The 22,989-nt window shown below is 74.3% G+C and carries 18 protein-coding genes and 1 riboswitch; of the genes, 11 read left to right on the plus strand and 7 right to left on the minus strand.

Annotated features, from left to right (window positions below; all coding sequences use genetic code 11):
* Positions 1-13 precede the first annotated feature (13 nt).
* Positions 14-1,930: a Xaa-Pro dipeptidyl-peptidase gene (locus tag ACZ6PY_RS16010; RefSeq protein ID WP_466072824.1), complete on the minus strand. Its 1,917-nt coding sequence runs from the start codon at positions 1,928-1,930 to the stop codon at positions 14-16.
* Positions 1,931-2,546: 616 nt separating this feature from the next.
* Here ACZ6PY_RS16010 and ACZ6PY_RS16015 point away from each other — a divergent pair.
* Positions 2,547-4,604 (plus strand): M4 family metallopeptidase, encoded by a 2,058-nt coding sequence (locus ACZ6PY_RS16015; protein WP_466072826.1) that lies wholly within the window; start codon positions 2,547-2,549, stop codon positions 4,602-4,604.
* Positions 4,605-4,694: 90 nt separating this feature from the next.
* On the opposite strand, the gene ACZ6PY_RS16020 is transcribed toward ACZ6PY_RS16015, so the two are convergent.
* On the minus strand, positions 4,695-5,156 hold the full coding sequence (locus ACZ6PY_RS16020; RefSeq protein ID WP_466072828.1) for a YbaB/EbfC family nucleoid-associated protein: 462 nt from the start codon (positions 5,154-5,156) through the stop codon (positions 4,695-4,697).
* Between the two features lie 136 nt (positions 5,157-5,292).
* On the minus strand, positions 5,293-5,958 hold the full coding sequence (locus ACZ6PY_RS16025; RefSeq protein WP_466072830.1) for a transglycosylase family protein: 666 nt from the start codon (positions 5,956-5,958) through the stop codon (positions 5,293-5,295).
* Positions 5,958-6,129: riboswitch (cyclic di-AMP (ydaO/yuaA leader) on the minus strand. It overlaps the preceding gene by 1 nt.
* A 338-nt stretch (positions 6,130-6,467) precedes the next feature.
* Here ACZ6PY_RS16025 and ACZ6PY_RS16030 point away from each other — a divergent pair.
* The 3 genes from ACZ6PY_RS16030 (at position 6,468) to ACZ6PY_RS16040 (ending at position 9,312) form a co-directional block, all read left to right on the plus strand.
* Complete coding sequence (locus ACZ6PY_RS16030) at positions 6,468-8,036, plus strand: LLM class flavin-dependent oxidoreductase (protein WP_466072831.1); 1,569 nt, start codon at positions 6,468-6,470, stop codon at positions 8,034-8,036.
* Between the two features lie 74 nt (positions 8,037-8,110).
* Positions 8,111-8,581: a winged helix-turn-helix transcriptional regulator gene (locus tag ACZ6PY_RS16035; protein WP_466072832.1), complete on the plus strand. Its 471-nt coding sequence runs from the start codon at positions 8,111-8,113 to the stop codon at positions 8,579-8,581.
* A gap of 32 nt (positions 8,582-8,613) precedes the next feature.
* A complete protein-coding gene (locus tag ACZ6PY_RS16040) occupies positions 8,614-9,312 on the plus strand; it encodes an SDR family oxidoreductase (protein WP_466072834.1) in 699 nt (232 codons plus the stop codon).
* Positions 9,313-9,372: 60 nt separating this feature from the next.
* Here ACZ6PY_RS16040 and htpG read toward each other — a convergent pair whose 3' ends face one another.
* Positions 9,373-11,265: a molecular chaperone HtpG gene (gene htpG / locus ACZ6PY_RS16045; protein ID WP_466072836.1), complete on the minus strand. Its 1,893-nt coding sequence runs from the start codon at positions 11,263-11,265 to the stop codon at positions 9,373-9,375.
* 135 nt (positions 11,266-11,400) lie between these two features.
* Between htpG and ACZ6PY_RS16050 the strand changes: the two genes are divergently transcribed.
* Genes ACZ6PY_RS16050 through ACZ6PY_RS16060 form a run of 3 tightly spaced genes read left to right on the plus strand, consistent with a single transcriptional unit; the run spans position 11,401 to position 13,603 of the window.
* Positions 11,401-12,129 carry a FadR/GntR family transcriptional regulator gene (locus ACZ6PY_RS16050; protein ID WP_466072838.1) on the plus strand — a complete coding sequence of 243 codons (729 nt, stop codon included), beginning with the start codon at positions 11,401-11,403 and terminating at the stop codon, positions 12,127-12,129.
* A complete protein-coding gene (locus ACZ6PY_RS16055) occupies positions 12,126-12,953 on the plus strand; it encodes a sterol desaturase family protein (protein ID WP_313720043.1) in 828 nt (275 codons plus the stop codon). Before ACZ6PY_RS16050 ends, ACZ6PY_RS16055 begins: the two co-directional genes overlap by 4 nt.
* Complete coding sequence (locus ACZ6PY_RS16060) at positions 12,950-13,603, plus strand: lysoplasmalogenase (protein WP_466072840.1); 654 nt, start codon at positions 12,950-12,952, stop codon at positions 13,601-13,603. The genes ACZ6PY_RS16055 and ACZ6PY_RS16060 overlap by 4 nt, the downstream gene beginning before the upstream one ends.
* Positions 13,604-13,622: 19 nt before the next feature.
* On the opposite strand, the gene ACZ6PY_RS16065 is transcribed toward ACZ6PY_RS16060, so the two are convergent.
* A complete protein-coding gene (locus ACZ6PY_RS16065; protein WP_466072842.1) occupies positions 13,623-14,483 on the minus strand; it encodes an NAD(P)-dependent oxidoreductase in 861 nt (286 codons plus the stop codon).
* A gap of 176 nt (positions 14,484-14,659) precedes the next feature.
* Between ACZ6PY_RS16065 and ACZ6PY_RS16070 the strand changes: the two genes are divergently transcribed.
* Positions 14,660-16,891, plus strand: coding sequence for an FUSC family protein (locus tag ACZ6PY_RS16070; protein WP_466072844.1), 2,232 nt, complete (start codon positions 14,660-14,662; stop codon positions 16,889-16,891).
* Here ACZ6PY_RS16070 and ACZ6PY_RS16075 read toward each other — a convergent pair.
* Positions 16,816-17,601 (minus strand): hypothetical protein, encoded by a 786-nt coding sequence (locus ACZ6PY_RS16075; RefSeq protein WP_466072846.1) that lies wholly within the window; start codon positions 17,599-17,601, stop codon positions 16,816-16,818. The two genes, ACZ6PY_RS16070 and ACZ6PY_RS16075, sit on opposite strands and share 76 nt — an antisense overlap.
* A gap of 118 nt (positions 17,602-17,719) precedes the next feature.
* On the opposite strand from ACZ6PY_RS16075, the gene smpB reads away from it, so the two are divergent.
* The 3 genes from smpB to ACZ6PY_RS16090 all read left to right on the plus strand — a co-directional run bounded on the left by smpB (position 17,720) and on the right by ACZ6PY_RS16090 (position 20,141).
* Positions 17,720-18,202 (plus strand): SsrA-binding protein SmpB, encoded by a 483-nt coding sequence (gene smpB, locus ACZ6PY_RS16080; RefSeq protein ID WP_466072848.1) that lies wholly within the window; start codon positions 17,720-17,722, stop codon positions 18,200-18,202.
* A gap of 89 nt (positions 18,203-18,291) precedes the next feature.
* Positions 18,292-18,867: a helix-turn-helix domain-containing protein gene (locus ACZ6PY_RS16085; RefSeq protein WP_466072849.1), complete on the plus strand. Its 576-nt coding sequence runs from the start codon at positions 18,292-18,294 to the stop codon at positions 18,865-18,867.
* Complete coding sequence (locus ACZ6PY_RS16090; protein ID WP_466072851.1) at positions 18,864-20,141, plus strand: MFS transporter; 1,278 nt, start codon at positions 18,864-18,866, stop codon at positions 20,139-20,141. The genes ACZ6PY_RS16085 and ACZ6PY_RS16090 overlap by 4 nt, the downstream gene beginning before the upstream one ends.
* Positions 20,142-20,193: 52 nt before the next feature.
* On the opposite strand, the gene ACZ6PY_RS16095 is transcribed toward ACZ6PY_RS16090, so the two are convergent.
* Positions 20,194-22,839, minus strand: a complete 2,646-nt coding sequence (locus ACZ6PY_RS16095; protein ID WP_466072853.1) for a glycoside hydrolase family 3 N-terminal domain-containing protein — start codon at positions 22,837-22,839, stop codon at positions 20,194-20,196.
* Positions 22,840-22,989: the final 150 nt, after the last annotated feature.

Here is a 22,989-nt window from a genome sequence, read left to right on the forward strand (position 1 = left end):
GCCCCGGACTCTCCTACAGGCCGGCGGCCGCCGCGGCGGCCCGACCGCCGACCACCGGCAGGGTGATCCGGCTGCGGTCGAAGTGGACGGTGATGTGGGCCCGGTTCTGCTTGGCCCGGCTGCTGTAGCCGGAGTACGAGCCGAGCAGGACCACGCCGATCTGGTGACCGGCGGCGAAGACGTAGTCCTCGGGGAGCAGGTTCAGGTCGACAGCGGTCTTCCGCCCGGGCACCAGCGGCGTCGACACCGACCGGGAGTCGAGGTTGAGGCCGTCGATGATCCCCTTGGTGACCAGTTCCTGCGGGTTGGTCGCGACGGTCTTCTCCGTCTTCCGGTAGCAGGCGTCCTCGGCGAAGCCGCCCCAGGTCGCCGTCGCGCCCCAGCAGTCCTCCTCGGTCAGCGTCCGGATGCCGTCGCCGCTGGTGCTGAACCGGGGGCGGGTGCCGTAGTCGACGAGGAGTCCGGCGAAGCTGGTGTCCTCCCCGTCGACGGTGGCGTTGATCTTCACGACGGGGGTGCCCGAGAGGTGCAGCGGCGCCGCCAGCGGCCCGGAGAGGAACACCAGGCGGTTCTCGGTGTTGGCCGCCGGGTCCGACGGGTGCCGGACGGCGTTGGTGGCCGTCATGGTGGGGGTGTCCTGGAACGTCGCCGACGCGTTGCCGGGGCCGGAGCGGAGGGCGAGCCCGCCGACGTTCCCGTCCGCCGGCGCGCGGAGGAACACCTGGGTCGGCCGGGCGTCCGGCAGCGGCCAGGCACGCGCGGTCTCCCAGACGTCCGGGGCCCGCTCGATGTCGACGGCCGGCTCCCGCATGATCCCGTTGTCGAGGCCCTGGAGCCACGTGTCGAACCAGCGGTGCAGGGTGTCCACCCAGGCGCCCCGCCGGAAGTCGAACGGGTCGACGTGGCCGGTGCCGGTCAGCCAGAGCTTGCGGGGCACGCCCTGCTCGCCCAGCGCGGCCCACCACGTGCTGAAGTGGTCCGGCCGGACGTTGTCGTCGTTGATGCCGTGCACCACGAAGACGCTGGCCCGGACCCGGTCGGCGTGCGGCACGTAGTCCCGCTCCGCCCAGAAGTCGTTGTAGTCACCGGTGACGTCGTCGCCGCCCTCCCCGAGGGCGGTCCGCACCGGCGCGCAGTGGGCCCGGCGCGCCGGATTGGTGACCGTGTTCGCGAGGCTGCCCGAGTAGTTGTTCGCCCGGGTGACGAGGCCGTTGCTCCGGGAGTAGTCGTACCAGCTGGAGATGGCCGAGATGGGCACGATCGTGGTCAGCCCGCGTACGCCGCTGGCCGCGGCGGCGTTGGCCAGGGTCCCGTCGTACGACTTGCCGATCATGCCGGTCCGGCCGTTGTGCCAGTCCGCCACGACCGTCCGGCCGGCGGCGTCGACGCCCGGCCGGCGCCCGTTGAGCCAGTCGATGGCCGTCGGCGCGCTGATGTTGTCGGCCCGGCCGCCGGTCACCGGGCAGCCGGTCGAGTTGTTCGTGCCGATCATGTCGAGCAGGACCACCGCGTAGCCGCGCGGCACGAAGTAGTTGTCGTAGAACAGCGGCCACGTGTCGTTCAGCCCGTCACCGTCGACGTCGGCCTTGCACTCGCTCTCGTTGCCCCGGCAGACCGTCGAGTAGTACGGGCTGGCGTCCATCACCACCGGCACCTTGAGGCCGTTCTCGCTGGCCCGGGGCCGGATGATGTCCATGGCCACGACGTCGCGGGCGCCGTCGCCGTCGGTGTCCACGTCCGAGGTGACGAAGACCCGTTCCCGGACGGCGTCGGCGTAGCCGAACACCGGTTGGGTGACGCCGTCCTCGACCACGAGCCGGGGGTGCTCGTTCGCGCCCGGCCGGGCCAGCGCGCCGGTCGCCGGCAGGCCGGTGACCGCGATCGCCAGGGCCACCACCGAGGCCCGCCAGGCATGTCTTCCGCTTCGCATCCGCGTGCTCCTCCTCCCCGCGCCGTCCGCCGAGCGGGCGGCGCGCACAGGGGACACGCCGCCGCGACGGTCGCCCCGAACCTACGGATCGACAGACGTCCACGTCTTCGGACACCTGTGGCAGAAGGTCGGCGTCCGCTCCTACGCCTGTCGCAGGACGGCCCGCCCGGGAGGCGACCGAACGGGTGATCATCCGCGAGCCGTCCGGCACCGGGACGCCGGCCGGACGGGGCGGGGCGACCGGCGGCTCGACCGAGGGGTAATGCGCGCCACCTGCACGGAGCGGCAATCGGCGCAGATCCGACAGGACGCCGTCGGTCGCGGAGAACATTCGGCCTGATCAGAGCATATTGAAGATCATGGGTTCCTGAATTCCCGGCGACGGCGCGGCGACCACCCGGCGCCGGTTGCCCGGGTCACCCATTGATCCCGGCCCGGGCCCGTGTGATTGTGCCCCCAGCGAGTCGCCGACCCCCGGCGACTCACGACGGTCGATCTGTCGAACCGGGGCCACGCCGGCAGCCTCGGAGAACGGCCGTCACCCCGCCTCACCACACCGCGCCGCCCGTCCCCACCGGGCTCCGTGCGGCGCGCCTAGGAACAGGAGCGAACCCCCTTGAAGCTCTCACCTCGCCTCGTCGCGCTCTCCGGCGCGGCGGCGGCCGGTCTGCTCGCCGCCGGCACCGCCGCGGCCGTGCAGGCCGCGCCGCCCGGCCCCGCCGCACCCGACGCCGCCCAGGCCCGCGCGATCGCCGCCGACTCGGCGCGCGCGCTGGTCGCCGGCCGGCCCGCCTACCTCCACGCCAGCTCGGACGACGCGTTCGTGCAGAAGGCGGTCATCTCCTCCGAGGGCACCCAGTACGTGCCCTACGAGCGCACCTACAAGGGCCTGCCGGTGGTCGGCGGCGACTTCGTCCTCGCGACCGACACGGCCGGCAACCTGAAGTACGCCTCCGTCGCCCAGCAGCAGGCCATCGGCAGCCTCGCCACCACGCCGAACCTGACCTCGGCCGCCGCGACGAGGACGGCGCGCGCCCAGCTCAGGACGGTAACCACCGTCGAGGGCACCAACCTGGTCGTCTACACCCTCGGCGCCCGGCCGGCGCTGGCCTGGGAGACCACGGTGCGCGGCACCGGCGCCGAGGGCCCGAGCCGGCTCACGGTCGACGTCGACGCCGTCACCGGCGCGGTGCTGCGCACGCAGGAGCACGTCGTGCACGGCACCGGCACCGGGGCGTGGAACGGGCCCAACCCGTTGACCTTGAACACCACGCAGTCGGGCGGCACGTACTCCATGAAGGACCCGACCGTCACCAACCTGAGCTGCCAGGACGCCGCGAACAACACGACGTTCAGCGGTTCCGACGACGTCTGGGGCAACGGCACCGCCACCAACAAGGAGACCGGCTGCGTCGACGCGCTGTTCGCCGCGCAGACCGAGCACAAGATGCTCGCGCAGTGGCTGGGCCGCAACGGCGCCGACGGCAACGGCGGCTACTGGCCGATCCGGGTGGGCCTGAACGACCAGAACGCCTACTACGACGGCAGCCAGGTCCAGATCGGCAAGAACACCTCGGGCCAGTGGATCGGCTCGCTCGACGTGGTGGCCCACGAGATCGGCCACGGCATCGACGACCACACGCCGGGCGGCATCTCCGGCGGCGGCACGCAGGAGTTCGTCGCCGACACCTTCGGCGCGGCCACCGAGTGGTTCGCCAACGAGCCGTCCAGCTACGACGCTCCCGACTTCCTGGTCGGCGAGAAGGTCAACCTGGTGGGCAGCGGCCCGATCCGCAACATGTACAACCCGTCGGCGCTCGGCGACCCGAACTGCTACTCCAGCAGCATCCCGGGCACCGAGGTGCACGCCGCGGCGGGCCCCGGCAACCACTGGTTCTACCTGCTGGCCAACGGCAGCAGCCCGACCAACGGCCAGCCGGCCAGCTCCACCTGCAACGGCAGCAGCGTCACCGGCCTGGGCATCCAGAAGGCCATGAAGATCATGTACAACGCGATGCTGCTGAAGACCTCGTCCTCGTCGTACCTGAAGTACCGGGTCTGGACGCTGCAGGCCGCGAAGAACCTCTACCCGACCAGCTGCACCGAGTTCAACGCGGTCAAGGCCGCCTGGACCGCGATCAGCGTGCCGGCGCAGACCGGTGAGGCCACGTGCACGGGCAGCACCCCGACGCCGACCACCACGACCACCCCGCCGTCGGGCAGCTGCACCGGCCAGAAGCTGGCCAACCCCGGCTTCGAGTCGGGCAACGTGAGCTGGAGCGCCAGCTCCGGCGTCATCACGAACGACACCGCCCAGGCCGCGCACGGCGGCTCGTACAAGGCCTGGCTCGACGGCTACGGCTCGACGCACACCGACACCCTCACCCAGTCGGTGTCGATCCCCGCCGGCTGCCGGGCGACGTTGAGCTTCTGGCTGCACATCGACAGCGCGGAGTCGACCACGACCACCGCCTACGACAAGCTGACCGTGAAGGCGGGCAGCACCACGCTGGCCACCTACTCCAACCTCAACAAGGCCACCGGCTACGTGCAGCGGTCCTTCGACGTCTCGTCGCTGGCCGGCACCACCGCCACCATCTCGTTCAGCGGCGTGGAGGACAGCTCCCTGCAGACCTCGTTCGTCGTCGACGACACCTCGCTCACCCTGAGCTGAGCACACCGGAGCGGCCGGCCGTCGTCCTCCCGACGGCCGGCCGCTTCGTCGTCTCCGCCGCGGGACGTGGCCGGTCGGTCGCGGCCGCGGTCAGGCCGGGTGGGTCGCGCGCGGGCCGGCGGCGCCGTCGCGGCGGATCCGGGCCGCGACGCCCTCCATGGCCCGGCTGAACCGCTCCATGTCCCGCGCGGACTGCTCCGGCAGGCCGCCGAGCCGGGCGGCGAGGGCGTCCACGTCCGCCCGGGCCGACGCGCTGACCCGCGCGTCCAGCTCGGTGAGCGCGGCGTTCACGGCCACCACGAGGTGCCCGCACAGGGCTTCCAAGGGCTCCCCGGCCAGCTCCGGGTCGACGGTGAGGGACTCCAGCCGGCCACCCTGGACGGCGACGGCCCGGACCCGGCCGCCGGCCGCGGCGCCCTCGGCGCGGAGCAGCTCGGCCGGCGCGCCGTCGGCGTGCTCGACGGCCCGGGACCGCATCGCGGACAGCGCCTGTTGCGTCCTGGTCAGCAGCTCGTCGAGGCTCGCGGCCGCGGAGAACGAGTCGTTGGTCATATCCGCGCTTTCTTCACGTCTTTCCGAGCACCGTGACGATAGCAACCGGCCCCGACGTGGAACGCCCGGCCGGGGAGCCCCGGCCGGGCGTTCGTGGTGCGGTGGACCGGCCCGCGCGGGCCGGGCCCGGTGGGGCTCAGCGCAGGCGCAGCCTCTGGCCCGGGAAGATCAGACCCGGGTCGGTGCCGACCACGCCCCTGTTGCGCTCGTAGAGGGCGCGCCAACCGCCGGCGACGCCCGTCGCGGCGGCGATCCCGGAGAGGGTGTCCCCGGGCCGGACCAGGTAGCCCCCGGCGCTCGGCGTGGTGCGCCGGGCGCCGTGGGCGGCCGGCCGGTCGCCCCGCGACGACCGGTCCGAGGTGGCCTTCTTCGTCGTGGCCTTCCTCGTCGCGGCCTTCTTCGAGCCCGAGTCGCTGGCCGAGTACCGCTTGGTCGAGCCACCCTTCTTGCCGCACACCGGCCAGGCGCCGATGCCCTGTCCGTCGAGGACCTTCTCGGCGACGGCGATCTGCTCACCGCGGCTGGCCAGGTCGGCCCGGCTGGCGTACCTCTGGCCGCCGTAGCCGTTCCAGGTGCTCCGGGTGAACTGGAGCCCGCCGTAGTAGCCGTTGCCGGTGTTGATGTGCCAGTTGCCGCCGGACTCGCACTGGGCGACGGCGTCCCAGTTGACGCCGGCGGCGCTGGCCGGAGCCGCGGGGCCGAGGAAGGCGGCGGCGCCGGTGGCGGCGCCGACGACGAGAGCCCCGACGGCGGTGCGACGCCGCGCGACCCGTCGATGACGGGCGACGTGTTCAGTTGCCATGTGGTTGTCCTCCACGCCGACGAGGTGAGCTGTCGGGTTCGGGCGAGGAGCCCGGCCGCCGCAGGCGGCTTCACCCCGAGGTGTCGTGCACCGAGGAACGTGTGGGTCCCCCGCTCCCGCCCGAGGTCCAGGTACCACCGGGCCGGCGGCGGGATTAGGCGTTGCCGGCCCGTGGTGTCCGCGATCGCGAACGGACTCGACGTTAGGAACGGTTTGTGACGAACGCCCACTTCTTGTGAAGTTCTTCACCCGGCCGGGCGACGGCCCCGCCCCTCGGCTGCGGAACCGTCGAATCTGTCGTAGCAACCTGGCCATCGCCGAGTTTTCCCAGCTCACGAAGGCTCTTCCGGGGTTCCGGCCGAAGAGGACGGCCGAGCCGCGCCGGGTCCACCGTGGCAAGTGGCCGCGTCGCGTCGCGGATCCCGGAGCCGGTGGGTTCCCCGGTTGCCGCGCGACGCGGAGGGCTACCGTGGGCAGGTTCACGCAAGATCGGCACGAGGCGGCGAGGCATGAGCGACCACGGACACGAGCTGGCCTTCGGCGGCTTCCTCACCCCGAGCGCCGGGCGACCGGAGCAGGTGGTGGCGCGGGCCAAGCTGTGCGAGCAGGCCGGTCTGGACCTGGTGACCTTCCAGGACCACCCGTACCAGCCCGGGTTCCTGGACACCTGGACGCTGATGTCCTTCGTGGCCGCGGCCACCAGTCGCATCACCCTCGCGGGCAACGTGCTCAACCTGCCGTTGCGCCAGCCGGTGGTGCTGGCCCGCAGCGTGGCCAGTCTGGACCTGCTCACCGGCGGCCGGGTGGAGCTGGGGCTCGGCGCCGGCGCGTTCTGGGAGGCGATCGAGGCGGTCGGCGGCCGGCGGCTCTCCCCGGGCGCGGCCGTGGACGCCCTCGACGAGGCGATCCGGGTGATCCGCGAGGTGTGGGACACCGAACGGCGCGGCATGGTCCGGGTCGAGGGCGAGCACTACCGGGTGGTCGGGGCGAAGCGCGGGCCGGCCCCGGCCCACCCCGTGCGGGTCTGGGTCGGCGCGTACAAGCCGCGGATGCTGCGGCTGGTCGGTCGCCGCGCGGACGGCTGGCTGCCGTCGCTGGCGTACCTGCCGAAGGGGCCGGCGGAGCTGCCCGCGTTGAACGCGCTGATCGACGAGGCCGCCGCGGAGGCCGGGCGTGAGCCGGGCGCGGTCCGCCGGCTGCTCAACGTCACCGGCACCTTCGCCCGGTCCTCCGGCGGCTTCCTGGACGGCCCGCCGGAGCAGTGGGTCGAGGAGCTGGCCGGGCTCGCCCTGGACCACGGCGTCGCCACGTTCATCCTCGGCAGCGACGAGCCGCGCGCCGTGCAGCTCTTCGCCCAGGAGGTGGCGCCCGCGGTCCGCGAGCTGGTCGCCGCCGAACGCACCACGCCGGGCAGCCGCGCCCACGCCGTCGAGGAGCAGCAGGCCGCCGCCGCGGCCGGCGGGTCGACCGCACTCGCGGTCACCCCCACCCCCGACCCGGGGGTACGCCTGAGCCCGCGCCGGCTGTGGGACGAGTCCACCCGGCCGGCCGCGCCGCCGGCACCGGCCGGGCACGTCTACAGCCCGCACGGTCAGGCCGCCGGGCAGCACCTGGTGGACGTTCACGACCACCTGCGCCAGGAACTCGCGCAGGTGCGTGACCTGCTCGAACAGGTCAAGCGGGGCGCGGTGGCCCCGGGCGCCGCCCGCGCCGTGCTCAACGAGATGACCATGCGGCAGAACAACTGGACGCTGGGCGCCTACTGCGCGGCGTACTGCACCGTGGTGACCCAGCACCACGGCCTGGAGGACAACTCGATCTTTCCCCACCTGCGCCGCGCCGACGCGGGGCTCGCGGCGGTGCTGGACCGCCTCGAGGAGGAGCACGTGGTGATCCACGGGGTGGTGGAGAGCGTGGACCGGGCGCTCGTGGACCTGATCCGCGAGCCGGGCGACTTCACCGAGCTCCAGGCGGCCGTGGACCTCCTCACCGACACCCTGCTGTCCCACCTGTCGTACGAGGAGCGGGAGATCGTCGAGACCCTCGCCCGGCACGGCTTCTACGCCGGCCAGCTCTGAGGGTGGTTATTCCCGGGTCCGGCGTGAGATAGCTGGCTTTTGTTTTCCTAAGTCAGCCGGGTAGCGTCGCCCCCATGACGGACTTCCTCGCGCGGCGTGACGCCTGGTCCACCGCCAACTGCTCGATCGCCGGCGCGCTCGACGTGGTCGGCAACCGCACCACGCTGCTCCTGCTGCGCGAGGCGTCGTTCGGCACCCGGCGTTTCGACGAGTTCGCCCGCCGGGTCGGCGTCAGCGAGCCGGTGGCCGCCGCCCGGCTGAAGCAGCTCGTCGCCGACGGGCTGCTCGACCGGCGGCCCTACCGGGAGCCCGGGCAGCGCACCCGCGACGAGTACGTGCTCACCGCCAAGGGGCGGGACCTGCTGCCCGTGCTCGCCGCCCTGCGCGAGTGGGGCGACACGTACGCCGTCGAACAGCCGTCGGTCCGGCTGGCCCACCACGACTGCGGTGCGGCGGTGCACGTGGCGCTGCGCTGCGCGGCCGGGCACGACGTGCCGGCCGACCAGATGGACGTGCTGCCCGGGCCCGGCCTGCTGCCGTCCTGACGACCCACCCTTCCCACCCTCAGGAGCACCCCATGAAGATCGCTGGAAGCACCGCCCTGGTCACCGGGGCCAACCGGGGCTTCGGCCGGCACCTGGCCGCCGAACTGCTGGCCCGCGGCGCCACCGTCTACGCCGGCGCGCGCAACCCGGACACCGTCGACCTGCCGGGCGCCACGCCGGTGCGGCTCGACATCACCGACCCGGCCTCGGTGGCCGCCGCCGCGGAGCTGGCCGGCGACGTCACCCTGCTGGTCAACAACGCCGGGGTGAGCACCGGGGCCGACCTGCTCGACGGCGACCTGGCGGAGATCCGCCTGGAGCTGGAGACCCACTACCTCGGCACGCTGTCCGTGGTGCGGGCCTTCGCCCCCAGGATCGCGGCCAACGGCGGCGGGACGATCCTGAACGTCCTCTCCGTCCTGTCCTGGATCACGTTCCCCGAGGTGGGCGCCTACGGCGCGGCCAAGGCCGCCGAGTGGTCGATGACCAACGCGCTCCGCGCGCAGCTCGCCGGCCGGGGCGTGCGCGTGGCCGGCCTGCACGTCGGCTACATGGACACCGACATGACCGCGCGGGTGACCGCGCCGAAGTCCGACCCGGCCGCGATCGCCCGGCTCGCCGTCGACGGGATCGAGACCGACCGGTACGAGATCGTCGCCGACGAGACCTCCCGCCAGGTCCTCGCCGGCCTCTCCGGCGGCGTGGCCGCCCTCTACCCGGCCCTGCCCTGAGCCGCACCGGGACCGCCCGCCGGCCGGGGCACGGGAGTCCCGGCCGGCGGGCGGCTCGGCCTACAGGTTCCGGGCGAGCCGGTCGGCCAGGATCCGGGTGAACCGGGCCGGGTCGGCCAGCTCCCCGCCCTCGGCGAGCAGCGCCATGCCGTACAGCAGCTCGGCGGTCTCGGTCAGCGCGGCGCTGTCGCCGCCCTGCTCGTGCGCCTTGCGGAGCCCGGTGACGAGGGCGTGGGTCGGGTTGAGCTCCAGGATGCGCTTGACCCGGGGCACCTCCTGACCCATGGCCCGGTACATCTTCTCCAGCGTGGGCGTCATGTCGTGCGCGTCGCCCACCACGCAGGCCGGTGAGGTGGTGAGCCGGGTGGAGAGCCGGACCTCCTTGACGCTGTCGGCGAGCGCGCCGCTCATCCAGGTGAGCAGGTCGGCGTACTCCTGCCGCTCGGCCTCGGCCCGCTCCCTCTCCTCGTCGGTCTCCAGGTCCACCTGGCCCTTGGCGACCGAGCGCAGGGTCTTCCCGTCGTACGCGCCGACGCGCTCGACCCACACCTCGTCGACCGGGTCGGTGAGGATCAGCACCTCGTAGCCCTTGGCGCGGAACGCCTCCAGGTGCGGGGAGTTCTCGATGGTGGCCCGGTTCTCGCCGGTGGCGTAGTAGATCTCGGTCTGGCCGTCGCGCATCCGCTCGACGTAGTCGCGCAGCGTGGTCAGCTCGGCCGGGTCGTGGGTGCTGGCCGCGCGGACCAGGTCCAGCAGGGCCTCGGTGTTGTCCGGGTCCTCCAGCAGGCCCTCCTTGACCACCGCGCCGAACTCGGCCCAGAAGGTCCGGTACGCCTCGGCCGGGAGGTCCTTGAGCGTGGCGAGGACCTTCTTGACCAGGCGGCGGCGCACGGCGCGGATCTGCCGGTCCTGCTGGAGAATCTCCCGGGAGATGTTCAGCGACAGGTCGTGCGCGTCCACCACGCCCTTGACGAAGCGCAGGTAGTTGGGCATCAGCGCGTCGCAGTCGTCCATGATGAACACGCGCTTGACGTAGAGCTGCACCCCCCGGCGGCCCTGCGGGGCGAACAGGTCGAGCGGGGCGTGCGACGGCAGGAACAGCAGCGCCTCGTACTCGAAGGTGCCCTCGCCGCGCATGTGGATGGTTTCGAGGGGGTCGGCCCAGTCGTGCGCGACGTGCCGGTAGAACTCCTTGTACTCGGCCTCGTCGACCTCGTCCTTCGCGCGCGCCCAGAGCGCCTTCATCGAGTTGAGCGTCTGCTCCTCGCGGGTGGTGGCGCCGTCCTCGCCGGGCTTCTCCACGGTCATCCGGATCGGCCAGGCGATGAAGTCCGAGTAGCGCTTGACGATCTCGCGGATGGTCCACTCGGCGGTGTAGTCGTGCAGGTTGTCCTCGGCGTCGGCCGGCTTGAGGTGCAGGGTCACCGAGGTGCCCTGCGGGGCGTCGTCGACGCTCTCGACCGAGTAGGTGCCCTCGCCGGTGGACTCCCACCGGGTGCCGCCGGCCTGCCCGGCGCGGCGGGTCAGCAACGTCACCCGGTCGGCGACCATGAAGGTGGCGTAGAAGCCGACGCCGAACTGCCCGATCAGCTCCTGCGAGGCGGCGGCGTCCTTCGACTCGCGCAGCGTCCGCAGCAGCTCGGCGGTGCCGGACTTGGCGATGGTGCCGATGAGTCCGACCACCTCGTCGCGGGACATGCCGATCCCGTTGTCCCGCACGGTCAGCGTGCGGGCCTCCCGGTCGACCTCGATCTCGATGTGCAGATCGGTGGTGTCGACCTGGAGGTCCTTGTCGACAAGCGACTCCAGGCGCACCTTGTCCAGCGCGTCGGAGGCGTTCGAGATCAGTTCGCGCAGGAAGACGTCCTTGTTGGAGTAGATCGAGTGCACCATCAGCTGGAGCAGCTGACGGGCCTCGGCCTGGAACTCCAACGTCTCGACCCGATCGCTCACACCGACTCCCTTCCAGTTCGCGGGCTTCCGGCGGAAAGGATACGAGGCGTACGCGCCGGGGCACCGGAGGGTGGCCGAATCGGATCTGGTCCAACCAGTTGACGTGTTGATGTGTGCGGGGCCACACTGCTGCCCATGGCCTTCGCTCCCGTCCCCCGCGCCTCGGTCTCCGACCACGTCTTCGGTCAGCTCCGCGACGCGATCGTCAGCGGCCGCTACCGGCCGGAGGAGACGCTGCCCGGGGAGCGGGAGCTGGCCGCCGCGTTCGCGGTGAACCGGCACGCCGTCCGCGAGGCGCTGCGCCGGCTCCAGCAACTCGGCCTGGTCCGGGTCAGCCAGGGCGGTGCCACCCGGGTGCTCGACTGGCGGGTCCACGCCGGCCTCGACCTGGCGCTGTCACTGGCCCGCTCCGCCGACGTGCTCCCGGTCGAGAACCTGGTCCGCGACATGCTGGAGATGCGGGCCTGCGTCGGGATCGACGCGGCCCGGCTCTGCGCCGAGCGCGGCGACCCGGAGGTCACCGACGCGCTGGTCCGGGCCGCCGAGGAGTACGGCTCCCTCGCCCCCGACCTGGACCGGATGAACGAGGCCAACATCGCGATCTGGTGGCTGATCGTGCGGGGCAGCGGCAACACCGCCTACCTGTTGGCGTTCAACAGCCTGGTGGCCGGCACCTTCGCCGTGGGCGACGTCCCCCCGGACGCCCGGGCCGCCGAGCTGCTCGACGTCGCCGGCCACCGCCGGCTCGCCGCCGCGATCGCGGCCGGCCAGGGCGCCGCGGCCGCCCGGCACGCCCGGGCCCTGCTGACCGCCCCGGTCACCACCCCCACCACCCCCGCCACCCGAAGGGAAGCCCGAGCATGATTCCCGCCGTGCTCTACGCCGTCCCGGCGTTCCTGCTGCTCATCATCATCGAGGCGGTCTCCTACCGGTTCCTCCCCGACGACGAGGAACGCGGCTACGAGCTGCGCGATACCACCACCAGCCTCTCCATGGGCCTGGGCAGCCAGATCATCGGCTTCCCCTGGAAGCTGCTCACCGTCGGCATCTACGCCGCGCTGTGGGTGGTCGCGCCCGTGCACCTCTCCCCCGGCGACTGGTGGACCTGGGTGATCGTCTTCTTCGCCGACGACGTCGCCTACTACTGGTTCCACCGGCTGCACCACGAGGTCCGCGTGCTGTGGGCCAGCCACGTCGTGCACCACTCCAGCGTCTACTACAACCTCTCCACCGCGCTGCGGCAGAGCTGGACGCCGATGACGTCGCTGCCGTTCTGGCTGCCCCTGGCGCTGCTCGGCATCCCGCCGTGGATGATCTTCCTGCAGCAGTCGGTCAGCCTGCTCTACCAGTTCTTCCTGCACACCGAGCGGGTGGGCGTGCTGCCGCGGCCGATCGAGCTCATCTTCAACACGCCCTCGCACCACCGTGTGCACCACGGCTCGAACGCCGAGTACCTCGACCGCAACTACGGCGGCATCCTCATCGTCTGGGACCGGCTCTTCGGGTCCTTCGAGCCCGAGCGGGCCCCGGCCCGGTACGGGCTGACCAAGAACATCCAGACCTACAACCCGCTGCGGGTGGCCACCCACGAGTTCGCCGCGATCTGGTCCGACGTCCGGCACGCCACCTCGTGGCGCGCCCGGCTCGGCTACGTCTTCGGCCGGCCCGGCTGGCAGCCGGCCCGGTGAGGCGAACCTGGCTGGCCCTGTTCGGGGTCGTCGCCCTGGTCGAGCTGGTCGGGGTCGCGCTCGACTCGACGCCGACGCAGTGGCTGGCCAAGCCGCTGCTGGCGCCGCTGCTGCTGGCGTACCTCTGGACGGCCCGCCGCCGGCTCGACGGCGTCGCGGTCGGGCTCGTGTCCGCGACCGCCGGGGACGTGGCCCTGCTCCTGTCCGGGCAGGCCGCGTTCCTGGCCGGCATGGGCTGCTTCCTCGTCACCCAGGTCGCGTACCTCACGGCCTTCCTGCGCCGCCGCCGGCCGCCGGTGGCGGCGGTGGTCGGCTACCTGCTCGCCTGGGCCGGCGCGAACGCGCTGCTCTGGGGCGCGCTGGGTCCGCTGCGGCTGCCGGTGCTCGGCTACAGCCTGGCGCTGTCCCTGATGGCCGCCGCCGCGACCGGGGTGTCCCGGCGCGCGGCGGCCGGCGGGGCGCTCTTCCTCGTGTCCGACCTGCTGATCGGGGTGGGCGCGGCGGGCAGCGACTTCTCCGGCCGGGACCTCGTCGTCATGACCACCTACGCGGCGGCTCTCCTCCTGATCACCACCGGCTGGGCCGCCGCCACGGAAACGCGACCGGCCCGCCCGCCGTCGCCCGCCGAGGTCGCCCAACCCGTCGCCTGATCCCCGGGACGGCGATGGGTCAGCGGCCGAGGGCCCGCGTCACGACCGTGAGATCGTCACCGCCGAGGCCCTGCTCGACCGCGTGTCGCCACTCGCCGGCCAGGGCCTCGGCGGCCGGGAACCGGCCGGACGGCACCTCGCGCAGCGCGAGGTCCACGTCCTTGAGAGCCAGGGCCAGGGAGTACTGCGTCGTGTAGTCGTCGTCGGCGATCCGGTCCAGCTTCTCGGCCGCCCACGGCGACACCAGCGGGCTGCCCCGCAGGGCCCCCTGCACGGTGGCGCGATCCAGGCCCAGCGCGTCGCCGAGGGCGACCGCCGCGGCGAGCCCCTCGTTCACGAAGGCCAGCAGCAGGTTGTTGACCAGCTTCAGCCGCGACCCCGCGCCGACCGGCCCCACCCAGACGGTCCGCTGCCCGACCGCGTCGAAGACGGGCGCCACCCGGTCGCGCGCCTGCTCCGGCCCGGAGGCGAGGACGACGAGACGGCCCTGTTCGGCGGGGCCGCGGCTCCCGGCCACCGGCGCGTCCACCAGGGTCACGCCGGGGCGCTCGGCACCGACCAGCTCCGCCAGGCGCGCGGTCTCGGTCACACCGATGGTGCTCATCTGCGCCCAGACCGCCCCGTCGGGCAGCGCGGCCAGCATGCCCTGGTCGACGGCGATCGCGCGCACCGCGTCCGCGTCGGTCACCATGGTCACCGCCACGTCGGCCCCGCGTACCGCCTCGGCCGGGTCCGCGGCGACCTCGGCGCCCCGGTCGACGAGCGCACGGGCCGGCTCCGGATGCCGGTTCCACACCACCGTCGTCAGGCCGGCCCGGACGAGGTTCGCCGCCATCGGCGCGCCCATGCCGCCGAGCCCGAGCACCGCCACCCGCGTCATCCGCCGCTCCCCCGCCTCGCCTACCCGGCAGCCTAGGCGCACCGACGGCGGGCGGCATCCCGATCGCGGACACGCCCGTGTCGGGCCAACCGGGAAACGCCGCCGCACCGGACCGGATAGAGTCCCGGAAGCAGACGGCCCGCCCCCCGGGAGACCTGGTGGGGAGCGGTGTGGGCATGCGTCGACGGCCCGGCGGGGAGCTGCGGGACCGGCTGCGCCGGCGCGACCCGGGCTACCGCCTCATCCGTCGGGCGGCCCGGCTCACCGTGGTCGCATCCCTCACCTTCTACGGCTGCCGCTACGGCCTCGGCAGCGTCACCCTCGCCACGTACGCGCTGTTCGCCACGGTCGCCACGGGCAGTTTCGCCCAGCTGCCGGGGCCGGCCGCCGTGCGGGCGCGCACCCTGCTGGCGGCCGTACCGGTGGCCTGGGCGCTCGTGGCGGTCGGCACGGTCCTGGCGGTCAGCACCGCGGCCGCGTCCGCCGGGATGCTCGTCATCGGGTTCGCCGTGGCGTTCGCGGGCGTCGGCGGGCCGCGCCTCGTCGGGCTGGCCAACGCGCTCCAGCTCTTCTACATCCTGGCCTGCTTCCCGCCGTACCAGCCGGACACCCTCCCGGCCCGGCTGGCCGGCGTCACCCTGGGCGTCGCCCTGGTCGCGCTCGCCGAGGTGACGCTCTGGCCGGACCCGGCGCCGTTCTCCTTCCCGCAGCGCCTCGCCGCGGCCGCGGGCGGCCTCGCGGACTACCTCGACGCGCTCGCGGACGTGCTGCTCGGATCGCCGGGCGCGGCCGAGGCGGCGGCGCGCCGGCACGCCCGGGCGGCACAGCTGCTCGACCAGGTGCGGCTGCCGCGACTGCCGGTCACGGCACGCCCCACGTCGGCCGGTCGCCGCGACCGGGCCTGGCGGGACGCGGCCGCCGCCGCCCAGGAGGTGCTCGCGGTCGCCGAGTCCCTCGCCTCCCGGCCGGACGTCCCGGGCAGCGGGGACCCCGACCTGGCGGACGCGCTTCGCCGGTACGCGGCCGCGCTCCGCCGGTCCGCCGACCGCACGGTCCGCCGACCGGGCACGCCGGCCACCGGCGGACCGGAGCCGGCCACCCCGCCGCCGTCGTGGCGGGCCGCCGGTCCGGTCCGGCTGCGCGTGGACGCGGCGGTCCGCACGCTCGCCGACCAGGTCGGGACGTACGCGACGGCGATCGGGATCGCCACCGGTCCGCGCGGCCGCGCCGAGCGGACCGCCGAGGCGGGCGCGGACCGGTTCTGGTACGCGGGGCGCAGCACCTGGTCGCTGTACCGGCGGCAGTTCCGGGCGCACCTCACCCCGCGGTCGGTGTACCTCGAGGGAGCCGTCCGGCTCGCCGTGGCCCTGGCCGCGGCACGGGTGATCGCCGGGGTGGTCAACCTGCAGCACGGGTTCTGGGTGCTCCTGGCGACGCTCAGCCTCATGCGGGCCTCCGCGTCGGACACCCGGACCACGCTGCGTCCGGCGCTTGTCGGCACCCTCGCCGGGGGCGCCGCCGGCGGCCTGCTGCTGCTCGTCTCACCCGAACGGCAGGCGTACGCCGCCCTGCTGCCGCTGGCGCTCGTGCTGGCCTTCGGCGTCGGCCCGCTGCTCGGCCTGGGCTGGGCCCAGGCGCTGCTCACCCTGCTGCTCATCGTCGTGTTCGCCCAGCTCAACCCCGCGTCCTGGCAACTGGCCGGCGCCCGGGTGGTGGACGTGGCGATCGGCGCCGTGGTGGGCGTCCTGGCCGGCCTGCTGCTCTGGCCACGCGGCAGCGGCGCCGAACTGCGCCGCAACGCGGGCGCCTACCTGACGGCGAGCGGGCGGGCCGCCGAGCGGATCGTCGAGGCGTTCGCGAGCGGCGCGGACGCGCGGCCGGCGGTCGCCGCGGCCCGCCGCGCGGAGGCGTTGGCCACCACGTCCCTCGTGCAGTACCACGGTGAGCGCCACGACCCCCGGCTGTCGCACGTCGACTGGGACGCGGTGCTGGCGGCCGCGCACCGCGCCGGCTACGGCGGGCAGGCCCTGCTCGCCGACCGTCGGCCCGGGGTGCTGGCCCCGTGGCCCGGCCCGGCGGCGGCGCTGGTCGCTCGGGCCGGGCGGCTGCGCGACGGCTACGCCGACCTCGGCGGCCAGGTGACGCGGGGCCGGGTGGACCGGCCGCCGGCGCCGACGGACCCGCCCGGGGACGTCGCGCGGCAGGTGCACGGGATGGTGCGCGACGGCGAGGACCGGCCGGAGGTGCTGGCCCTCGTGGAGGTCGACGGCTGGCTCGGCGACCTCGACGGTCACCTCCGCCGCGCCGGCACGGCGGTTCCGGACGAGCCGGCTCAGCCGATCCGGCCGCCGGCGGTGACCAGCCACTCGCCGGTCTCCCAGTCCGACGGCCCGCCCACCACCCGGTAGCACAGGTCGAACCGGATCCCCAGCTCCGGCCACCAGGGGTGGCGGACCGGGACCACCCGGAAGATGTCGTCCAGACCGGGAAACGTGAGCCCCTCGGGTTCGGGGAACAGCTCCGCCAGCTCCGTGCGCGTCAGGTCGGTCCAGAGCGCGAACTGCCACTCGGTGCGGTTGCGCCACGCGTCGTGGACCAGCTCGAACCGTGGTTCCCGGCCGACGACGAAGCTCCGGATGTCGGCGCGCAGCTCGGCCGGCGTCGACGGCAGGATGAACGGCCACTCCTCGCCGGTCGGGTAGCGGTACATCGTCGACCTCGCGGCGAGCGCCCGCACGAGGCCGCGCCACGCCTCGGGCGGCGTCGTGCCGGTGGGCAGGTTCACGCCGGTGTGGTCGACGCGCCGCACGTGCCCGGCGAGGCGGCGGGCCAGCTCCGCCACGTCGACCGTGGGCGCGGGCCCGGCGGGCGGCCCGGCGCCCTCGACGCCGAGGGACGGCCCGGGATGGAAGGTGACCACCGGCGCGGGCACGTCGGCCAGCCCGATGGTGGTCACCGGCCGGGCGCCGTCCGGCCGCGGCGGGGTGAGCACCAGGCGCTCCGCCGGCCCGTCGACGGCGTACGGCACGTCGGCCAGCAGGGTGCGGACCTGGCCGAGGAAGGTCCGCGCGGCGGGCGTCCGGGGCAGGCGGAAGGCGATCTCGTCGAGCCGGTCCATCCCCCGACGCTAGGGGACCCGGCGCCGGCCCGGCACCCGCGGCCGGGCCGAATTTCGCTCCGGGGTCCCGGCGGACACCGGGTATCCTGCTCCGCGTCGGCGGGCGAGGAGGTGGGGCGTGACCAGGGAGACCGGGCGCAAGCTCGTCGCCTCCAACAAGAAGGCGCGGCACGACTACACGATCCTGAAGACGTACGAGGCCGGGATCGTGCTGGCCGGCACCGAGGTGAAGTCGCTGCGGGAGGGGCGGGTGTCGCTGGTCGACGCGTTCGCCCAGGAGCGCGACGGCGAGATCATGCTGTACGGCCTGCACATCGCCGAGTACGGCTTCGGCACCTGGACCAACCACCAGCCGCGGCGCACCCGGAAGCTGCTGCTGAACCGCGTCGAGATCGCCCGGATCCTGGAGAAGCTGCGCGACGGCGGGATCACCCTGGTGCCGCTGTCGATGTACTTCTCGAACGGCTGGGCCAAGGTCGAGCTGGGCCTGGCCCGGGGCCGCCGCTCGTACGACAAGCGCCAGGCCCTCGCCGAGCGGGACGCCAAGCGGGAGATCGCCCGCGAGCTGGGCCGCCGCCTCAAGGGGCGCCGCCCCGCCTGATCCAGCACCGCCCTGTCTGATCGAGCTTCCCCGGCCCATAAATACAAGGCTTCTTGTACATCACTCGTTGTAGGTCTAACCTCGGCGGCATGGCGGACGAGCCGAAGACCCTGCACCTCACCGATCCGAAGGCCATGCGGGCGCTGGCCCACGAGACCCGGATCCGGCTCCTGGGCGAGCTGCGCATCCGCGGCCCGCAGACCGTCGGCATGCTGAGCGACGTCACCGGCGAGGCGGTCGGCTCGGTCAGCTACCACCTGTGCAAGCTGGCCGAGCACGGCTTCGTCGTGGAGGCGCCCGAGCTGGCCCGCAACCGCCGGGAGCGGTGGTGGCGGGCGGCGCACGCGCGCACCAACTGGGAGCCGGTGGAACTGCTCGACGACCCGGAGCGGCGGCTCGCCTCCGACCTGCTGCGCCGGGCCTTCCTCCAGCGCTACGTGGCCCGGTTCGAGGCGTACCTCGATGCCGAGGCGTCCCTCGACCCCGCCTGGGTCCGGGGCACCACCAGCAGCGACAACTTCCTCCACCTCACCCCGGACGAGCTCGTGGAGCTGCGGCGGGAGCTGTCCGAACTGGGCGAGCGCTGGCAGGCCCGCAGCAACCCCGACCGGCCGGACGCGCGCACCGTCACGCTGATCTGGCAGGCCTACCGGGGGCCGCAGTGAGCCGCCGGCGGGCGCCCCTCGCCGGGCTGCTCACCGCGCACACGGTCTCGCTCAGCGGCAACATGCTCACGTTGATCGCGCTGCCGCTCTACGTGCTCGCCGAGACGGGGTCCCCCGCCGCCACCGGGCTGGCCGGCGCGTTCGCCACCGCCCCCGTGGTGCTCGGCGGCGCCTTCGGCGGCGTGCTCGTCGACCGGATCGGCTACCGCCGGTCCAGCGTGCTGGCCGACCTGGTCTCCGGCGTGACGGTCGCCGCCGTGCCGGTGCTGCACGCCACGGTGGGGCTGCCCTTCCCGGCGCTGCTCGGGCTGGTCTTCCTCAGCGGCCTGCTCGACACCCCCGGCCAGACGGCCCGCCTGGCGCTGCTGCCCGAGGCCGCGAGCGCGGCCGGGGTGCCCATCGAACGGGCGATCGGCTGGTTCGAGGCCACCGAGCGCGGCGCCCGCCTGATCGGCGCGCCCGTGGCCGGCGTCCTGGTCAGCGCGCTCGGCGCGCTGCCGGTGCTGGCCGTCGACGCGGCCACCTTCGCCGTCTCGGCGCTCGCTGTGGCCGTGCTGGTGCCGGCGAGCCTGCGGGCGTCCGCCGACCACGACGCCCCCTCGACCGGCTACTGGCGGGACTTCGCCGCCGGGCTGCGCTTCCTGGTCCGCGAGCCGCTGCTGCGCGCCGTGGTGCTGCTCGTGCTGGTCACCAACCTCTTCGACGCCACCAAGAGCAACGTGCTCATGCCGATCGTCGCCACCCGGGAACTCGGCGGGGCGGCCGCCTTCGGCCTGCTGGTCGGCGCCATGGGCGGCGGCGCGCTGGTCGGCTCGCTGATCTTCAGCGCCGTCGGGCACCGGCTGCCCCGCCGCGCCACCTTCGTCACGGCCTTCGCCGTGGCCGGCGCGCCGCCCTTCTGGGCGCTCGCCGCCGCCCCGCCGCTGCCGGTGGTGGCCGCCGTCTACGTGGTGGCCGGCCTCGCCGCCGGCGCGATCAACCCGCTCATCGGCGCGGTCAAGCTGGAACGGGTCCCGGCGACCATGCGCGCCCGGGTCTACGGCGTGATCGGGGCGGGCGCCTGGGCCGCCATGCCGGTCGGCGCGTTCGGCGCCGGACTGGCCGCCGACCACCTGGGCACCACCAGGACCCTGGTCGCCATCGGCGCCGCCTACCTGCTGGTGGTGCTCACCCCGCTGCTCGGCGGGCCGTGGCGGGACCTGCGCCGGCCGGTGGCCACGGAACCGGCCCGCCCGGACCGCGCGCCCGCGGCCACCGCCGCCACGCCGCAGTGACGACCGGCCGGTCGGCCTCCCCGGGTGAGCCGGGGAGGCCGACCGGCGCGGGTCAGCTGGCGACGCGGGCCAGCAGGGTGAACGCCCGGACCGGGTCGCCGGTGAGCTGGGCGTGGTCGGCATCGGCGATCAGGGCGGCCCAGTCGTCCGGCGCGCTCCCCCGCACCACGGCCGCCTGGGCGGCGTCCCGGGCCACCCCGAGGATGGCCTCGACCAGCGCGCCGTCCCGGTGGTCGGCGCCGAGCTGCCGCCCGAGCCGGTCCAGCACCCGGGGGGCGTCGCGCAGCGAGCCGTCGGCGTTCCAGCCGGCCGGCGCGAGGGCCGCCCGCACCTGCGCCCGGTCGGCGGCGACGGCGGACAGCCCGGCGCGGCCCGGGACGGTCCGCAGGCCCCAACCGAACGGGAACAGCGGCCGGTAGTCGGCGTCGCCCACGTTGACCGGCACCTGCGCCTCGTCCCGCGGCCAGCTCACCGGCAGCCGGCCGGTGAACGGCCGGCGACCGAAGAGCACGTCGGCCACCCCGGCGCCCTCACTGCCCGGCAGCCACGACGCCACCAGGGCGTCGATCTCGCCCAGCTGGTCGGTGAGCACCTGCGGCCGGCCGGAGACCACCAGCACCACGCAGGTGGGCAGCGCCGTGCAGACCTTGTCGACGACGGCCCGGTCGGCGGGCTGGAGCCGGAGTGACTTCTCCTCCTGCTGCGGCACGCTGCACCACCCGCACTCCGGGCCGCCGACGTCGCCGTAGCCCTCCGCGTACGGGGTCTCGCCGACCACCACGACACCGACCTGGGCGCCGTCCGTCGGCGCGGAGGCGTCGGCACTGTAGGTGACCTGTGCGCCCGGGGCGACCTGGCGGATGCCGTCCAGGATGGACGTGCCGGGTACGGCGTCGGCGCCGGAGACGCCCTGCCAGGTCACCGTCCAGCCGCCGGCCTGGTTGCCGAGGTCGTCGGCGTTGCGCCCGGCCACGTAGAGCCTGGCGTCCGGGCGCAACGGCAGGGCCCGGCCGCTGTTCTTCAGCAGCACCTGGGACTTCGCCACGGCCTCCCGGCCGACGGCGCGGTGCGCCGCGCTGCCGACCTGGTCGAGGTTGTCGGCCGAGGCGTACGGGTGCTCGAAGAGGCCCAGCTCGAACTTCTTGGTGAGGATCCGCCGGACCGCGTCGTCGATCCGGGCGGTGGGCACCCGGCCGGCGGTCACCTCGGCGAGGAGCAGCTGCTCGAACTGCTCGGCGGTGTTCGGCTCCATGAACATGTCGGTGCCAGCGTTGACGCCGACGCGGACCTTGTACGCGGTCAGCCCGCCGTTGGTCGGCTCGGCCGGGTCGGGAATCTGGTGGATGCCCTCCCAGTCGGAGATCAGGAACCCGTCGAAGCCCAGCCGGCCCTTGAGCACGTCGGTGATGAGCTCGCGGTGGGCGTGCATCTTGGTCGGGTTGCCGAGCCCGTCCTCGGTCCAGTCCACGCTGGAGAAGGAGGGCATGACGCTGCCCACCCCGTGAGCCCGCACGGCGGGCAGGTACGGGGCCAGGTCGACGCGGGCGAAGTGCGCCCGGTCGGTGACGGTGACCCCCTGGTCGATCGGGTACTTCTGCTCCCACCAGGGCTTGCCCTGGTTCGCGGCGGCGACCGCCTCGTCGTAGTCGGTGTCCCCGTCGCCCGCGTAGTGCTTCGCGGTGGCGAGCACCCGGTCGGCGTCGTCGAGCCGGCCGGGCCGGCCCTGCAGGCCGTCGATGACCGTCTCCATCGACACCACCAGCGCCGGGTCCTCGCCGAAGCTCTCGTAGCTGCGGCCCCACCGCTCGTCGCGGGACACGCACAGGCAGGGCGCGAAGTTCCACGGGATGCCGGTGGCACGCACCTCCGCGGCGGTGGCGTGGCCGACCCGCTCGACCAGCTTCGGATCGCGGGTCGCCCCGAGCCCGACGTTGTGCGGGAAGACGGTGGCTCCCACCACGTTGCCGTGGCCGTGCACGGCGTCGATGCCGTAGATCAGCGGGATCTGCAGGCGGGTGCTCAGCGCCTGCGCCTGGAGCCCGTTGACCATCTCGACCCAGGCGGCCGGGGTGTTGCTGGCGGGGGTCGAGCCGCCGCCGGAGAGCACCGAGCCGAGCTGCCAGCGGGCGACGGCGGTCGGGTCGTCGGCGACGGCCGCCCGCTCGGCCTGGGTCATCTGGCCGACCTTCTCGGCGAGGGTCATCCGGCCCAGCAGGTCGGCGACGCGCCGCCGCACCGGCAGCCGCCGATCGAGGTACGGCAGGCCGTGCGCGTCGACCACCACGGTGGGCCGGGTCGCGACCGTGGCCCCGTCGGCGTCGAGGGTCAGCGGCACGGTCTCGGCGGTCTCCGCCACGCCGTCGGCGCGCACCGCGACGGTGACCGAGCGGGTGGCGCCGGACGGGCTGCCCGCCGGGAAGGTGAGCGTGCCGGACGCGGCGGCGTAGTCGGCGCCGGGCACGGCCGTGCCGGAGCCGGTGGCCCAGCGCACGGTGACCGCGGCGGCCAGGGGGCGTCCGTCGGAGGTGGACACCGCCAGGTCCACCGGCACCCGGCTCCCCTCGGCCGCCGCGTAGACCGGCCGGCCGGCGGTGACGGTGACCGTGCCGGCGTCGGCGGCCACCGCGGGCGGGGCCGGCGTCAGGGCCACCACCAGGGCGCCGACCGCGCCGAGCGTGGCGTGTCTGGGCAGTCTCATCTCGCGCCTCCCACGGGACCGGTCGCCCGGTGCCCCGTCGGCCCGGGTCCGCCCACGTCCCGGTTCCGGATCCTCCCGAACCGCATCGCATCACGTCAATGTTTCCGGCCGGTTCCGGAACCGTCACGCCAGCTCAGGGAGCGCTCTCTT

The sequence above is a fragment of the Micromonospora sp. NPDC048907 genome, from assembly GCF_055586885.1.